We start from the raw sequence: 16,443 nt of genomic DNA, 5'->3' as shown, positions 1-16,443 counted from the left end.
GTGAACGTCGAAGCGTTCAGTTCGTGGTCGGCATGCAAGACGAGCGCTTTGTTGAATGCTTCGACTTCGATGTCTTCCGGCAGTTCGCCGGACAGCATATACAGGAAGTTCGCCGCGAAGCTCAAGTCCGATTTCGGTTGAATCGGCTCTTTGCCGGCGCGGATGCGGCCGAATGCCGTCACCAGCGTCGAGATCTTCGCCTGGATCTTGATCGCTTTGCGGTAGTTTGCCGCGGGTTCCATCACTTCGGCTTCTTCGTCGAATAGGCCGAGCATCGACACAGCTGTACGCAGTGCCGCCATCGGATGGACGTGTTTGATGTCGTATGTCTTAAAGTGGTCGAGCACCGCTTGCGGCACCGCCATGTTGTCGGCAAGCTGCTGTTTCAACTCGGCCAGTTCGTCCGCTTTCGGCAAACGCTGATGCCATAGAAGATAGATCACTTCTTCGAAACTGGCGTTATCCGCCAAGTCATCGATATCGTAGCCGACGTATGTAAGTGTGTCATCGATGATCGAGCTGATCGCCGATTGTGTGGCGACTACACCTTCTAAACCTTTTGATGATGTCATGGAAATCTCTCCTTCTTCACTCTACTTCATCATTCCAAAAAAAAAACAGAACAATGAGCTATCTGCTTTTATGCATTTTACGAAAATAGACTTACCTAGTCATTATAATCAACTTTGTATAATTTGTGAATGAAAACGCTTGGTAAAATTTAAAAACGATTGCCCAATGATGAATGAACCCGGAATTATCCAACGATAATCCGGGTATTTTTCATCTTCTTCTGCAGCATCCGGTAAACAAGAGGCTTGTATAATTTTTGGGTCGGGCTGAACAATAAACTGAAACCGACAGCGTCTGAAATAAAACCGGGCGTCAGCAATAAGCTGCCACCGACCAAAATGAATGCCGCACCGATCAATCGGTCGCCAGGAGCTTCCATTTGGCTCATGCTCGACTGGATATCACGGATGGCTTTCAGGCCTTGGCGTTTTGCCAAGAAAGCACCGAGTAATCCGGTCGAAACGATTAAGCCAAGCGTCCAGAAAAATCCGATCTGTCCACCTGCCCATATTAATATTGCAAGCTCAGCTGTCGGTACGATTACCAATGCCAGAAAAATCCACTTCATCATAGTCAATCGACCTCCAAATTTTCTTTACAAAACGCTAGCATGTCCGTGGTAAACCACACCAGAATCCGCATCAATCGTTATTTCTTGGCCGGATTCGATTTTAGATACAGCATCTTTGACGCCAACGATTACCGGAATTCCGAGGCTTAATCCGACAACAGCTGCATGGCTAGTCAATCCGCCTTCTTCTGTTACGATGCCTGCACATTTGTTGATAGCATCCATCATGTCCCGGTCTGTGCCGTATGTGACGATGATCTTTCCATCAGTATCCATGGCAAGCGCCTCGTCAGCTGTACGTGCAACGACCGCTTCACCGAAGCCGACACTCTTGCCGATGCCTTGGCCTTTAGCCAGAATATCACCGATGACGCGGAGTTTCATGAGGTTAGTTGTTCCAGCTTCACCGACTGGCACGCCAGCTGTGATGATGACCAGATCGCCGTGCTTGATCAATCCGTGTTTCAACGCTTCCACTACTGCAATATCCAACACTTCGTCCGTCGACTCGACACGCGCACCGACGATTGGATGAACGCCCCAATTCAATGTCAGCTTGCGGGCTGTACGTGCTGAAGACGTGACTGCAATTACCGGTGAACCTGGACGGTATTTGGAGATCATTTTCGCTGTGTGGCCGCTTTCAGTCGGGGCGAGTATCGCTTGAACACGCAAATTGAGTGCGGTGTAAGCTACAGCTTGCCCGATCGCTTCAGTCATATTCGATTCTTTTTCTTTGCGGCGATTGGAGACGATTTGTTTATGGTTGAGAGCCGCCTCAGTCGTTTCAGCGATGCGGTGCATCGTTTCGACTGATTCTACTGGATAAAGCCCTGCAGCCGTTTCTCCCGACAACATGATCGCATCGGTGCCATCAAAGATGGCATTCGCAACATCGCTAGCTTCTGCGCGCGTCGGGCGCGGATTGCGCTGCATCGAGTCGAGCATTTGCGTTGCAGTGATGACAGGTTTTCCTGCGCTATTGCATTTGTCGATCATCGATTTTTGCACAAGTGGTACTTCTTCTGCCGGGATTTCAACGCCAAGATCGCCACGGGCAACCATCAAGCCGTCTGACACCATGATAATTTCATCCAAGTTGTCGACGCCTTCCTGGTTTTCGATTTTCGGAATGATCTGGATATGTGACCCTCCATTTTTCTCCAACAAGCTGCGGATTTCCATGACATCCGAACGTCTGCGCACAAATGAAGCCGCTACGAAATCGACGTCTTGGGAAATTCCGAATAACAGGTCTTCTGCGTCTTTTTCTGTGATTCCAGGCAATTGAACGGAAACTCCAGGCACGTTGACGCCTTTTTTCGTTTTCAAGGTTCCTGCATTCTCGATGATTGTGCGGATCAAGCCACGTTCACTATCGATACTTGTCACGCGCAATTCAATCAGGCCATCGTCGAGCAAGATAATTGAACCTTCTTGAACATCTTCGATCAGTTTGTCGTAAGTGATGGAAAACATTTCTTTGGTTCCAAGTACTTCTGTCATCGAAATGGTGATTTGCTCGTTTGTTTCAAGTTCGATGGCATCGTTCTCCATCTTGTGGGTTCTGATTTCAGGGCCTTTTGTATCCAATAGGATCCCGACCGTGATGCCGGTCTTCTCGGAAGCTTCGCGAATACGCTTGATGCGCAGTGCATGTTCTTCATGGTCACCGTGCGAAAAGTTCAAACGCGCAACATTCATGCCCGCTTCCATTAATTGTTCGAGTATTTCTGGTGATTCACTTGCCGGACCGATCGTACAGACGATTTTAGTTTTTCTCAATAAACTCACTCCATTTAACATTTTAAATTGATAATTCTTTTGAAAGCTTGTACAAACTCATATCGGCATCGTGTTCTTGATTGAACGCCGTTGTCATATCATAGTCTACCACCTGATGATTTTTCATGCCAATTGCCAAGCCGCCTTTGCCTTCAAGCAGCACTTCCACTGCTCTGGCTCCGAATAAGCTGCCTAACACACGGTCGCGTGCTGTCGGCGAACCGCCGCGCTGGATGTGCCCGAGAACGGAAACGCGTGTTTCAACATTGGTCTTGTCAGCGATCAAATCAGCCAGCTCACCGCCGCTCATGACACCTTCCGCTACGATGATGATGCTGTGTTTCTTGCCGCGCTTGCGGCCACTTTCGAGACGTTCAAGCATATCATCGATGTCATACGGGTCTTCAGGAATGAGAATTGTCTCCGCCCCGCCGGCAAGGCCTGCCCATAAAGCCAAGTCGCCTGCATCTCTCCCCATTACTTCGACGATGAATGTCCGCTCGTGGCTTGTCGCTGTGTCGCGGATTTTATCGATTGCTTCGATGACGGTGTTGAGCGCCGTATCAAAACCGATCGTGTAATCTGTTCCCGGAATATCGTTGTCGATTGTGCCTGGCACGCCTATGCTCGGAAATCCTTTTTTGGTCAAGGCCATAGCACCGCGGTATGAACCGTCGCCACCGATGACGACCAGTCCTTCTAAACCTTTTTTCTTCATCTGCTCGATTGCTTTCCACTGTCCTTCGTCCGTGCGGAATTCATCACAACGTGCAGAGTATAGCTTTGTACCGCCACGCTGGATGATATCCCCTACGTCGCCTGCCTGCAGATCATGGATATTGCCTTCAATCAAGCCTTGGTAGCCATAATATACGCCAGCTACTTCAATGCCGTGATAGATGCCTTTACGTACTACAGCGCGGACCGCCGCATTCATCCCCGGCGAATCACCGCCACTTGTCAACACTCCGATTTTTTTCACCCGAACCGCCTCCTACACTTCCTTTTTACTTTATTCACCTTACCACGCGAACTGTGCGCTGTCAGTCCTTAACACCTATTTGCTGAGCGTTTTTTTACTTCTCACCCAAAATAAAAAGACCGCAAAATGCGGCCTGATTTTATTCGCTGAACACACCGATTGCCCTGAATTTATCATAGCGCTGGGCAATCAATTCTTCTGGGCTTAAATCTTTCAGCTCATTGAGTGAATAACGGATCGCCCCGCTGATCAGTTCCCCTTGACGAGCAGGGTCGTGGTGGGCACCTCCACGCACTTCCGGAATCATGTGTTCGATGATGCCCATCTCCAGAAGATCCGGCGCTGTAATCTTCATGGCTTCAGCAGCCGTTTTGGCAAGTGCCGCGTCTTTCCATAGGATGGATGCGGCACCTTCTGGTGAAATGACCGAGAATGTCGAATTCTCCAACATCAGTATTTGATTCCCGACACCGAGTGCCAGCGCTCCACCGCTCCCGCCTTCGCCGATAACAATCGACAAGACCGGCACTTCCAGTCCGGCCATCTCCACAAGGTTGCGGGCAATCGCTTCACTTTGTCCACGCTCTTCCGCCGCTTTCCCAGGGTATGCGCCTTTAGTGTCGATCAAGCAAATGACCGGGCGTCCGAATTTTTCTGCCTGCTTCATCAAGCGCAATGCTTTGCGGTAACCTTCCGGATGCGGCATGCCGAAGTTGCGGCGGACATTTTCCTTCGTGTCTTTTCCGCGCTGATGGCCGATAATGGTCACCGGCTGGCCTTCAAAGCTGCCAATGCCGCCGACGATCGCTTCGTCGTCGCCGTAAAGGCGGTCGCCGTGCAATTCAATAAAGTCTGTAAAGACGAGCGGCAAATAATCTAGCGTCGTTGGGCGTTCCGGGTGGCGTGCCACTTGTACGCGGTCCCACGGCTTCATATTTTCGTAGATTTCCTCTTCTAATTTGGCGAAACGTTCTTCGAGCGAGCCGATTTCTGCGCTGAGGTCAACATCGGCTGTTTTAGTATATTCTTTCAATTCCAAGATTTTTCTTCTCAGTTCGATCAACGGTTCTTCAAATGCCATTGTTTTCACTTTCTTTTTAGGCATTGGATTCAACTCCTTTCACGTGCAGGCGAATGATGGTTGCGAGCGTTTCGCGCATTTTGCAGCGATGGACGACTGCGTCCAATTGACCATGCGCGAGCAGGAATTCGGCGGTCTGGAAGTCTTCCGGCAATTTCTCGCGTACCGTCTGTTCGATAACGCGGCGACCGGCAAAACCGATCAATGCTTTCGGCTCTGCCAAGTTGATGTCCCCGACCGAAGCAAAACTGGCTGACACTCCGCCTGTAGTCGGATGGGTCAAGATCGATACGAACAGCAAGCCTTCATTTGAATGGCGCTTTAAGGCAACACTTGTTTTGGCCATCTGCATAAGCGACAGAACGCCTTCTTGCATGCGGGCTCCGCCACTCGCCGTAAATATGAGAAACGGCACTTTTAACTCGGTCGCGAGTTCGACGGCACGGGTGATTTTCTCCCCGACAACCGAGCCCATCGAGCCCATTCGGAAATGAGAGTCCATGACCGCTATAACCACTCGCTGGCCTTTGATCATCCCGCTGCCTGTCAACACCGCTTCGTTCAATCCGGTTTTTTGGCTATCGGATTTCACTTTTTCGCTATAACCTGGAAAATTGAGCGGGTTTTCCGATGTCAAATGGTCATCCACTGATTCGAAGCTTGAATCGTCCATCAAATGAACAATGCGCTCGTGTGCGGTCATTTTGAAATGATGATCGCATTTCGGGCAAACTTTGCCTAATTGCTCGAGTTCTTTCGTCAAGGTAATGTGTTTGCAGTTCGGGCATTTCGTCATCAAGCCTTCCGGCACATCTTTTGCCGCTTTGGAAGGAATCGTTGCCTGTTTTTCATCGCGGTTGCGTTTGAATATATCTCGGATCATTGCCATTCTTTATTCTCTCCTTTAGTAAAAGCGCTGCTCCATGCTTTAAAGTCACGGATTGCTGTCTTTGCATCCCGCTCTTCAATTGCTTGCAGGATGTTCGTCAATAAGTTTTTTTCTTCTGGCGATACTTCACCATCATATGGGTTGCCGCTAAATTGTTTTAATAAAAACCAAATTTTCAATGATAACCGGTTATCGGATAATACCATCAATTCACGGACAAAATCTTCACGCTTGAAATCATGCGCATCCAGCCGTTCCAGAAAGCTGTCCCACACCGGTAGCTTTGCAGCATCGGACGAGCAAATTTGTTGGATCGCAGCGGTTTCGTGGATGCACATCGTCTCCCGGACATCTTCTTGCGACTTATTATCTTGAAGAATGAAGGTGGATAATAATTCGACCATTCGATGCTTTTTCGGATCTGCCAAAAAAGTACCTTCCCCGCGGCGCGTTTCAATGAGCCCCAGCAATTCCAGGCTGCGAAGCGCTTCGCGGATTGTTGAACGTCCCACGGCCAGTTTTTCTGCCAGTTCGCGTTCGGATGGAATCCGGTCGCCCGGGCGTATATTTTGTTCGCGGATCATGTCCCGCATCTCACTTACGATGTTTAAATAGCGCTTAGGCTGATTCATGAAAACTCCTTTTGTTTCCATTTTTTTGAAAGTGGTCTGACCACTAATCTTTCTATACTTTACAAAAAATTTCGGCTCCCGTAAAGAAAAAACTGCATTTCTTTTTAAGAAATGCAGTTTAATAGGAAAAGTTTATTCAATTTGCTTTCCAGAATTTCATTCATTGACGATTGTTTTGCAGATGATGGCGCTTTTGCCTTGGCGGTTTTCAACCGTTCCTTGGATTTCCAGCAACGCGTCTTTTTCCAATCGGTCATTGTACTCGGCGTATTCTCTCGGAAATAAGGTAATCGATGCCACGCCGGTTTCATCCTGCAAGGTGACGAATGCCATCGCATCCCCTTTTTTCGTGCGGATGCGGCGGACATCCTCCACCAAACCTAGCACTTCTATGCGTTCCCGGTCTTTTTTCTGTGGCAGGTCATGGAGCGCCGTATAGTTGTTGGCGCGCAGCTCTTTCTCCCTTGCCACCGGATGCGTACTCAAATAAAATCCGAGTGCTTCTTTTTCAAAATCCAGTTTGAGGCTTTCTGGCATCGGGTCGGCTTTTGTGTATTTCGGCTTCATGAATGATGACCCCATGTCGTCAAACAACCCTGGCTCTTCATTCGGCTTCACCAACTCCGCATGCTTGATCGCACTGTCAAGCGAGGCAAGCAGCACTGCGCGGTCTTTTCCAAGCACGTCGAGCGCTCCCGCTTTGATTAGCGGTTCCATCGCTTTGCGTGTAAAGTGGACCGCTGAGATCCGTTCGGCTATATTGAACAGACTATTGAACGGGCCGTCATTTCTGGCTGTTAGAATAGCTTTGATGGCCGTTCCGGGAACGCCTTTAACCGCGTTCAACCCTGTTCGTACTGATTTGTCTTCCGAGGAAAAGCCGTAACGGCTTTTCGTGATGCAAGGCGGGGCAAGCAGGATGCCCCGTTCTTTCATTTCGCGTATAAACTGTGCGGTTTTTTCCTGGTTGCCTTGGCTGTTCGATAGTAGCGACGCATAAAATTGCACCGCGTAATGAGCTTTCATATATGCCAGCTGATAGGAAATCATGCTATAGGCGACAGCATGGCTCTTCGGGAAGCCATAGTCAGCAAAACGGACGATCAAGTCATAGACTGCTTCAGCTTCAGTCGCTGCATACCCTTTGCCTTTTGCACCACCAACGAAGTGTTGGCGTTGTTCGTCGAGCGTCTGGCGGCTTTTTTTACTGACGGCGCGGCGCAGCAGGTCCGCTTCCCCTAAACTGAAGCCCGCCATCTCGGCGGCAATTTTCATAATTTGCTCCTGATAGACGATAACCCCGTAAGTTTCCGCGAGTATTGGCTCGAGCACCGGGTGTATATACGTGACCGCTTCCTGCTTATGTTTGCGCCTGGCGTAAAGCGGGATGAATTCCATCGGGCCCGGACGATACAAGGCGTTGACGGCGACAATGTCACCGAATGCGCTCGGCTTGATCAGCATCAACGCACGACGCATGCCGGGAGATTCCAGCTGAAAAATTCCTGCTGTGTCGCCTTTAGCCAATAATTCATACGTTGCCGCATCAATGAGCGGCAAACTCCGATAATCGATATGTTCGTTCAAATCGCGCTTGACCATATGCGCCATGTTCTCCAATATGGTCAAATTACGCAATCCGAGAAAATCCATTTTCAATAAGCCGATTGCTTCAAGCTCCTGCATCGGCCATTGTGTAATAAAAATATCTTCATTGCCTTTTTCAATCGGCACGTAATCCACCAGTGGTCCGGGGCTTAAAATGATGCCTGCCGCATGAATCGATGAATTGCGCGGCAAGCCTTCGAGTTTCAATGCGGTTTTAAACCAGCGTTCACGCACTTCATTCCCAATGATCCAGCTTTCCAACGCTTTTGATTCACGTAAGGCTTCGCGCAGCGTAATGCCGAGACGGCTCGGAATCATTTTGGATATTTTATCGAGCTCTTCAGATTCAAATCCGAACACTCTAGCCGTATCGCGTGCTACTGCTTTGGCGGACAATGTGCCGAATGTAATGATTTGGGCAGTTTGCAATGCGCCGTATTTGTGCGCCACATATTCCACCACTTCCTGCCGCCTGTGGTCTGCAAAATCGATATCGATATCCGGTAAAGTGACACGTTCCGGGTTTAGAAAACGCTCGAACAACAAGCCGTGTGCAAGCGGATCGACATCGGTGATGCGAAGCGCAAAAGCGACGAGTGAGCCGGCAGAAGACCCACGTCCAGGGCCTGTTAATATGCCTTTGTTTCGTGCGAATGCCATAAAATCCGAGACGATGAGAAAATAATCGATATAGCCCATCGATTTAATAATGTCCAATTCATAGCCGAGGCGTTCGCGATAATCTGCGGTGACTGCTTCGATGCGCTCCTCTAGACCGCGCATGCACAGCGTATGAATCACCTGTGCTTTGTCCTGACCGTCTTTCAACGGATAATGCGGTAGCAGCTGGCGGTGCAGCGGAATGCTAACTCGGCATTTCAAGAGCATCTTTTCTGACTCCTCGAGCCATTCGGGATGATCCGCAAACCATTCCGACAGCTCTTCGCCAGACGGTACGTATGCGTCAGTATGTTGCGGCCGCGGCCGCTCCGGGTCGCTTAGTTTAAACCCGCCGCCGATCGCACTTGCCACTTCGTAGGCAAAGGCGTCTTCTTTTTTTACGTAGCGGCTTTCTTGGCTTGCCATAACTTTCAAGTCAAACGAATCGCACAGCTCGCGAAAACCTGGCTCTGTCTCAAGGACCGCGCCCCCCGGCCTTTCGATACTCGCTAGCAAGCGGTCACCGAATATTTCTTGCACATGACGGAGGGCTTCGCTGCGGTCGGTCAATACCCACTCCGCTTTGTTCGGGATGACGCAGATCAAACCTTGCTGGTAAGCCTCCAGCCATTTTTTCGGTATCGCTCCCACTTGTCGCGTAGATAGTGCGCTTGTAAGCTTCAAGAGCATTTGATAACCTTCATTCGTTTCCGCGTATAAAATAATCGGCAATGCCGTCCCTTCAAAATCGATCGGCACGGTAAGGCCGAGCACCCCGTGGATGCCGGCCTTTTTGCATGCGTCCCAAAAAGGGAGAACGCCGTATAGTTTGGAATTGACAAGTGCTGCAGCGCGTGCATTTTGCTTGGTGAGAACAGAGAAAAGTTCTTCCAGGCGGACCGTGCTCTGCAGCGGATCAGCCGCTGTCACGATATGCGGATAGACCATTTCAACACCTTCTTTCCTCAAACGCTTGCGCAAATCTCCTCAAGGCGCTCGATGACGCGGTCCGCTTCTTCCCAAGAATACGCGACAGCACCAGAAGCCATCGGATGGCCCCCACCCCCGAATTCTTTTGCCAAGTTATTGATGACCGGTCCTTTCGAGCGCAGGCGTACGCGAATTTCCGATTCTTCTTCAATTAAAATGACCCACGCTTTGATACCTTTTACATTGCCGAGTGTCCCGACAAGCAAAGAAGTGTCGGTCGGCGTCACGTCAAATTCTGCTAAAATATCACGAGTGATTTTAACGAAGGCTGCGCCATCTTCATTCATTTCGAAGTTTTGATACATATATCCTTGCAGATGCAGCAGTTTACGGTCCATTTCGTACATGCCGTTATGGAGTTCGTTGCGGTCGAAATCGTATTTGATCAATTCCCCCGCCACGTCAAAGGTTTTCTGAGTCGTGCTCGGGAACAAAAAGCGTCCTGTATCACCGATGATACCGGCATATAACAACCTTGCGCTAGCGGCTGTCAGCGTCCAATTTTCTTCGATTTGCCCGTATGTAAATAATTCATAGATCATTTCAGAGGACGAGCTGGCGGTTACGTCGACTTGGCAAATATCGCCGTAATTATCGTCGTTCGGGTGATGATCGATTTTGATCAGTTTGGCACCCGTGTCGTAGCGTTGATCATCGATGCGGTCTGTATTTGCCGTATCGGTGACGATAACCAACGCGCCTTCAAAGTCCGTGTCCTCGACCGCATCGGGAAAATCGAGAAAATCCATTGTATAATCGTGTCCCCCTGCTGCCAACACACGCTTGTTAGGATAGTTGTGGCTGATCATATATTTCAGGCCGATCTGCGAACCGTATGCGTCCGGATCTGGCCTGACATGGCGATGGATGATGATCGTATCGAATTGCTTAATTGTGTCGATGATTTGACTGTACATTGGCTCAATCCTCCAAGCGCAAAGGAAATCCATTCGCATTTTCTCGCTATCCCCATTACAATGGATAGTAGATTTGCACAACAGGAGGTTCCCCATGCTCATATTTATATTTTTGATTATCGTTTCTGCTGCTTTTTATCTCTATTATAAAACGAAACAAATCCGCACACGCCTGCCTGTTCGGAAAAACTGGTATGCAAGCCGCGCTTCAATGGCGCTCGGAAGCTTTATCACCTTTTTCGGGATCAATCAGCTGTTCATTTTCCAAACAGCGGTCACGTATATCATTGCCGGGATCTTCATCATTCTTGGCGTCATGCTTATTTTCCATAATTTCAAAGCAAGCCGCCATTACCAAGAATTCCTTGACGAAGAAACACGCCTCAACCCATAAAAACAGCCTCTCCTCTGCGGAGAGGTTTTTTATGTTCACCGGTCAAGCAATTGGAACGTCATCATCGCCTTGCCGATGACTTTTTGCTGGTACAGCACTTCTACATCGACTTTGGCCGATTTTCGGCTGATGTCCAGAATCGACGGGCGGATGGTCAAGGTGGCATCGAGCTGGACAGGCTTTAAATAATACACCGTCATATTTTCCAGTACGCTGTCTTTACGGTTTTTCGTCTTTAAAGCCGTGGCCGCCGCTTCCGTAAGGATCATCGTATAGGCGCCGTACGAAATCGATCCATAGGCATTGGTCATTTGAGGGGTTACTTTAAACTCCAAACTCAGTGTATCATCTTGCAATAAAGTCAATTGGCTTTTGATGATGTCATCAATAGTCTCACCTTGCTGCGGCTGGCGCTGAGCGGTTTGAATAGCTTTTAGGACGTCCTGGCGGCTGATGATGCCCATCAGGTTGTGATGATCGTCGGTAATCGGCAAAAGGTCGATCCCTTCCCAGATCATCCGGTGTCCTGCTGCGGCAACGCTTGTTTGAAGCGATACGGTAATCGGGTCTCGCGTCATGACTTTGTCGATCACATCGGTAGATGAATAACCAATGACGTCACGGGAGGTCACGATGCCGACGAGTTTACCGTTGGAATCGACAACAGGGAAACCGCCGTGCGTCGTCTCATTGTTCAACTCGTGGTAACGGCTGATTGGATCTTTGTAATGCAAGAAATGGGTATTTTCAAGCGGTATTAAAATGTCTTCGATAAGCAAGATTTCTTTTTTGATCAATTGGTCATAAATCGCCCGGTTTATCATCGTCGCTACCGTGAACGTATCGTAGCTTGTCGAAATGACCGGCAACTCGTATTCATCGGCAAGTTTCTTTACTTGATCGGATGCCTCGAAACCGCCCGTCACCAGCACGGCCGCTCCTGCTTGAAGTGCATATTCATGGGCTTTATAGCGGTTCCCGACGATGAGCAGGTTGCCTGCCTCCGTGTAGCGCATCATGTCTTCAAGCTGCATTGCGCCGATAACGAACTTGTTCAATGATTTATGAAGCCCAGCGCGTCCCCCGAGCACTTGCCCATCAACGATTTTGACGATTTCGGCATAGGTCAGCCGCTCGATGTTTTCTTTTTTCTTGCGCTCGATGCGGATGGTGCCGACCCGCTCAATGGTCGAAACGAGCCGGTTGTTTTCCGCTTCCTTGATGGCACGGTAAGCGGTGCCTTCTGAAACTTGTAACTCTTTGGCGATGCGGCGGACGGATATTTTTTCCCCTACCGCTAAAGTTTCTATATAGTCTAAAATTTGCTCATGTTTTGTTGCCATTGTTTCACCAAACTTTCTGCTGTCCTCTATCCCTTAGTTTATCACAAACCGAATGGAAGTCGATAACCGCACAATGCTTGCGGCGAATCCATTTCCGCCCTGATAAATTGCATAAAAAAAGCCAGTGAAACGGCATAGTTTCACTGGTCTTTTGGTTCAGTTCAATTGCTTCTATAAATCGATACTGTCGCCGGGCTGCATGATATTGACTTGCGCACCGGTCACTTGCGATTTGAAGTGTTCGGGATCCTGCTTGATCGGCGGGAACGTATTGTAATGGACCGGCACGACCGTTTTAGGCTTGATGAGTTCCACAGCATAAGCAGCATCGTCCGGCCCCATCGTGAAGAAATCGCCGATCGGCACAAAGGCCAGATCGATTGAGTGGCGCTTGCCGATCAGTTCCATGTCGCCGAACAATTCCGTATCCCCTGCATGATAAACCGTCTTGCCTTCCGCCTCGAACAAGATGCCAGCCGGCATGCCGCCATAGACGACGTCTCCGCTTTCTGTCGTGTAGGAAGAACTATGGAATGCTTTCGTAAATTTTACCGTGCCAAAGTCGAAATGATGGGCACCGCCAAGGTTCATGCCGACCGTCTCGATGCCTTGAGTCCCTAAATAATTCGCCAGCTCGACTGTTGCCACGACAACCGCTCCGCTCGCCTTGGCAAGTTCTACGGTATCACCGACGTGGTCATTATGCGCATGAGTCAATAGAATGGCATCGGGCTGTTCGCCGCTGACTGTCAAATCGGTCAGTTCGTTGCCGTTGATGAATGGATCGATCAAGATGGTTTTGCCTTGTGTTTGAATTTTCACGACCGAATGGCCATGATACGAGATTTTCATAGTATCCCTCCAATGGAATTTTTCACTCTCTGCTATCTGCTGTTTTATACCCTGATTTTTGATATGCTACACATGAAGGGGAGGAATACATATGAATAAATTAACTAATATCCAGCAAATCCTGAAACAAATGCAAATCGATGCGGCATTAATTACCGACCCGCATAACGTCTTTTATTTAACCGGCTTTAACAGTGACCCGAAAGAGCGGTTGCTTGGGGTGATGGTTTTTGCACAAGCGGAACCGTTTTTGATTTGCCCCGCGATGGAAGCACCTGATGCCAAAGCGGCAGGCTGGATGGGTGAAATCGCTAGGCACACGGATACACAGGATGCCATGCACATCCTCTACGAAACTTCGAATAAGCGCAAACAGCCCATGAACAGCATCGCCATCGAAAAAGCACATATGACAGTCGATCGCTATGATGCCATCAACCGCTATTTCCAGTCACCCGAAATCCATGCGATCGATGACCAGCTAAATGCCATGCGCGTCGTTAAAGACGAAGGGGAACTCGACATCCTGCGCCATGCAGCCGGATTAGCCGATTATGCGATTGAAGTAGCTGCACAAACGATGCGCGAGGGCATGACCGAAATCGAATTGATGACTGAAATCGAAACCGCACTTAAAAAACGCGGAATTACCCATATGTCATTTGATACGACCGTCCTGACAGGACCGAAAGCGGCCTCACCGCACGGTAAAACAGGCGATCGAAAAATCACAAAAGGCGATCTCGTCTTGATGGATTTAGGCGTCATTTACGAAGGCTATTGCTCGGACATCACCCGCACATTGGCATTCGGTGAACCAGGTGAGCAAGCTAAAGAAATATACGAAATCGTCAGACGCTCGGAACAAGCAGCATTAGAGGCAGTGCGCCCAGGCATTACAGCCGCTGAGCTTGACGGGATTTCACGCAGCGTAATCGAACAAGCCGGCTACGGGGAGTATTTCACCCACCGCCTCGGACACGGGCTCGGCATTTCCGTCCATGAATTCCCGTCGATCCATGGCGGCAATACTATGCTGCTCCAAGAAGGCATGGTCTTCACGATCGAGCCGGGCATTTATATCCCAGGTCAAGTCGGCGTTCGCATCGAAGATGATGTGGCCGTCACGAATGACGGATATGAAGTGTTGACCAAATATCCGAAACAATTAACCATCATCAATCCATAAAAAAAGAGCTGTCCCATGAAAATCCGTCTAACGGATTCTCGGGACAGCTCTTCTTTTTATTGAAGCAATTCGTCGACTGATTTGTACTCGAGGCCTTGATCGTCTGCGACTGCTTTATAGGTCACATGGCCGTCCATCGTGTTGACGCCTTTTTTCAATGCTTCGTTGTCAATGATCGCTTGCTTGAGGCCTTTGTTGGCAATCTGCACCGCATAAGGAACCGTTACATTCGTCAAGCCGATCGTTGATGTACGCGGAACCGCGCCCGGCATATTCGCCACAGCGTAATGGACCACATCATGTTTGATATATGTCGGCGCATCGTGAGTCGTGATGCGGTCGCTCGTTTCGAAGATGCCGCCTTGGTCGATTGCGATATCGACTACGACCGAACCTGGTTTCATCGATTTGATCATGTCTTCAGTAATCAATTTCGGTGCTTTCGCTCCAGGAATCAACACCGCTCCAATGACCAGATCCGAGTTTTCAACCGATTGTGCAATGTTCAACGGATTTGAAATCAATGTTTGAACATCTTTGCCGAACAAATCGTCCAATTGACGGAGACGCTCAGGGTTCAAGTCAAGGATTGTCACATCAGCACCCATGCCGATGGCAACTTTTGCAGCATTCGTTCCAGCTACACCGCCGCCGACAACCGTTACTTTGCCTCGGGAAACGCCTGGGATGCCGCCGAGCAAGATCCCGCCGCCTCCGTGGATTTTCTCAAGGAATTGCGCTCCGATTTGTGTCGACATGCGTCCTGCAACTTCGCTCATTGGCGTAAGCAGCGGCAATGAGTTGTTGGCCAATTGAACCGTTTCGTATGCGACGCCCGTCACTTTCGAGTCAAGCAATGCTTTCGTCAATTCCACTTCCGGCGCTAGGTGCAAATAAGTGAATAGCACTTGCCCTTCGCGGAAATGCTTGTATTCGCTTGCTACCGGTTCTTTGACTTTCATAACCATTTCCTGTTCCCACGCTTGTTCTGCCGTTGGAACGATCACAGCACCTGCAGTTTCATAATCTGCATCCGTGAAGCCTGAGCCAAGTCCCGCTCCGGATTGGATGTAAACTTCATGGCCAAATAGTGCCAGGTTGACTACTCCCGCAGGTGTCATCGCCACGCGGTTTTCATTGTTCTTAACTTCTGTCGGTACACCGATACGCATTGCAAAACCCTCCAATATATTGTGTGTGAAATAATAAAATGATGCAATCTTTCAGTATTTGAAACCACATCCATTCTACCAGATTCTTTTGAATTGTGCTCTCTTATTTTCTTTATAAAAGAGATATATTTTTATTGGTAGAATTTCAGCCGAAGCCGCAGAATGCAAGATCTAAAAGTATTTCACAATAATTAACAAAAAACTAATTATAAAAATTTTAAGAATTTTCATCGATTAGGGAGGAACAATTCACATGTGCCTCGAAAGTTACAGTATAGACAAAGGAGGAATGCTGAGATGACATTAAAGTATAATCAAATTATGGTAGCGGTAGACGGTTCTAAAGAAGCGGAATGGGCTTTCAAAAAGTCCATCGGCATCGCCACACGGAACCATGCGACATTGAATTTAGTGAATATTATCGATACCCGTTCATTCGCCGCTATCGAAGCCTATGACCGCTCGATTGCAGACCGGGCGCAAAAGTTTGCTGAAGACCTGCTCGGGGATTATAAAAAAGAAGCCGAGGCTGGCGGCGTTGAAAAAGTCAACATCGTCGTTGATTACGGTTCTCCGAAAACGATGATTCCGCGTGAACTTGCAGAAAGAGTTGAAGCGGACTTGATCGTTTGTGGTGCGACCGGCTTGAATGCTGTCGAACGCTTCCTAATCGGCAGCGTATCCGAACATATTGTCCGCTCTGCGAAATGCGATGTGCTCGTCGTACGTACGGACCAGGCACAAAGTGATGCACCGGATGATTATTATTCGGAAGAACGCTCCGGCAAACCGGAATAAGACAAAC

15 protein-coding genes are annotated in these 16,443 nt (G+C 48.9%); 3 read left to right on the top strand and 12 right to left on the bottom strand.

Features of this window, described 5'->3' with window-relative positions; translation table 11 throughout:
* The 9 genes from ACFO5U_RS16820 to ACFO5U_RS16780 all read right to left on the bottom strand — a co-directional run.
* The coding region (locus ACFO5U_RS16820; RefSeq protein WP_377280242.1) for a citrate/2-methylcitrate synthase at positions 1-572 on the bottom strand (572 nt) is incomplete at its 3' end.
* A gap of 185 nt (positions 573-757) precedes the next feature.
* Positions 758-1,144: an FxsA family protein gene (locus ACFO5U_RS16815; protein WP_377280241.1), complete on the bottom strand. Its 387-nt coding sequence runs from the start codon at positions 1,142-1,144 to the stop codon at positions 758-760.
* Positions 1,145-1,168: 24 nt separating this feature from the next.
* Complete coding sequence (pyk, locus tag ACFO5U_RS16810; RefSeq protein WP_377280240.1) at positions 1,169-2,929, bottom strand: pyruvate kinase; 1,761 nt, start codon at positions 2,927-2,929, stop codon at positions 1,169-1,171.
* Between the two features lie 22 nt (positions 2,930-2,951).
* Positions 2,952-3,911: a 6-phosphofructokinase gene (pfkA, locus tag ACFO5U_RS16805; RefSeq protein ID WP_377280239.1), complete on the bottom strand. Its 960-nt coding sequence runs from the start codon at positions 3,909-3,911 to the stop codon at positions 2,952-2,954.
* 139 nt (positions 3,912-4,050) lie between these two features.
* On the bottom strand, positions 4,051-5,016 hold the full coding sequence (accA, locus tag ACFO5U_RS16800) for an acetyl-CoA carboxylase carboxyl transferase subunit alpha (protein WP_377280238.1): 966 nt from the start codon (positions 5,014-5,016) through the stop codon (positions 4,051-4,053).
* Entirely contained in the window at positions 5,009-5,881 is an 873-nt protein-coding gene (gene accD, locus ACFO5U_RS16795; RefSeq protein WP_377280237.1) for an acetyl-CoA carboxylase, carboxyltransferase subunit beta, read from the bottom strand. The genes accA and accD overlap by 8 nt, the downstream gene beginning before the upstream one ends.
* Entirely contained in the window at positions 5,872-6,513 is a 642-nt protein-coding gene (locus ACFO5U_RS16790) for a FadR/GntR family transcriptional regulator (protein WP_377280236.1), read from the bottom strand. Before ACFO5U_RS16790 ends, accD begins: the two co-directional genes overlap by 10 nt.
* Positions 6,514-6,669: 156 nt before the next feature.
* Positions 6,670-9,729, bottom strand: a complete 3,060-nt coding sequence (dnaE, locus tag ACFO5U_RS16785; protein ID WP_377280267.1) for a DNA polymerase III subunit alpha — start codon at positions 9,727-9,729, stop codon at positions 6,670-6,672.
* A gap of 17 nt (positions 9,730-9,746) precedes the next feature.
* Positions 9,747-10,688, bottom strand: coding sequence for a DHH family phosphoesterase (locus tag ACFO5U_RS16780; RefSeq protein ID WP_377280235.1), 942 nt, complete (start codon positions 10,686-10,688; stop codon positions 9,747-9,749).
* A 94-nt stretch (positions 10,689-10,782) separates the two neighbouring features.
* Here ACFO5U_RS16780 and ACFO5U_RS16775 point away from each other — a divergent pair, with 94 nt between their 5' ends.
* Positions 10,783-11,082, top strand: a complete 300-nt coding sequence (locus ACFO5U_RS16775) for a YtpI family protein (protein WP_377280234.1) — start codon at positions 10,783-10,785, stop codon at positions 11,080-11,082.
* A gap of 35 nt (positions 11,083-11,117) precedes the next feature.
* On the opposite strand, the gene ACFO5U_RS16770 is transcribed toward ACFO5U_RS16775, so the two are convergent.
* Together ACFO5U_RS16770 and ACFO5U_RS16765 are read right to left on the bottom strand one after the other, a co-directional pair.
* Positions 11,118-12,425 (bottom strand): DRTGG domain-containing protein, encoded by a 1,308-nt coding sequence (locus tag ACFO5U_RS16770; RefSeq protein ID WP_377280233.1) that lies wholly within the window; start codon positions 12,423-12,425, stop codon positions 11,118-11,120.
* A gap of 171 nt (positions 12,426-12,596) precedes the next feature.
* Positions 12,597-13,277: a metal-dependent hydrolase gene (locus ACFO5U_RS16765; protein WP_377280232.1), complete on the bottom strand. Its 681-nt coding sequence runs from the start codon at positions 13,275-13,277 to the stop codon at positions 12,597-12,599.
* A gap of 91 nt (positions 13,278-13,368) precedes the next feature.
* On the opposite strand from ACFO5U_RS16765, the gene ACFO5U_RS16760 reads away from it, so the two are divergent.
* Positions 13,369-14,466, top strand: a complete 1,098-nt coding sequence (locus tag ACFO5U_RS16760; protein WP_377280231.1) for a M24 family metallopeptidase — start codon at positions 13,369-13,371, stop codon at positions 14,464-14,466.
* A gap of 56 nt (positions 14,467-14,522) precedes the next feature.
* Here the strand turns inward: ACFO5U_RS16760 and ald are convergent, their stop codons facing one another.
* Positions 14,523-15,638, bottom strand: coding sequence for an alanine dehydrogenase (gene ald, locus ACFO5U_RS16755; RefSeq protein WP_377280230.1), 1,116 nt, complete (start codon positions 15,636-15,638; stop codon positions 14,523-14,525).
* Positions 15,639-15,935: 297 nt separating this feature from the next.
* On the opposite strand from ald, the gene ACFO5U_RS16750 reads away from it, so the two are divergent.
* On the top strand, positions 15,936-16,436 hold the full coding sequence (locus tag ACFO5U_RS16750; protein WP_377280229.1) for a universal stress protein: 501 nt from the start codon (positions 15,936-15,938) through the stop codon (positions 16,434-16,436).
* Positions 16,437-16,443: the final 7 nt, after the last annotated feature.

The organism is Planococcus dechangensis (assembly GCF_042654465.1).
GTDB lineage: Bacteria > Bacillota > Bacilli > Bacillales_A > Planococcaceae > Planococcus > Planococcus dechangensis.
The sequence above is the reverse complement of the archived record's forward strand: the minus strand, read 5'-3'. Positions and strand labels throughout refer to the sequence as shown.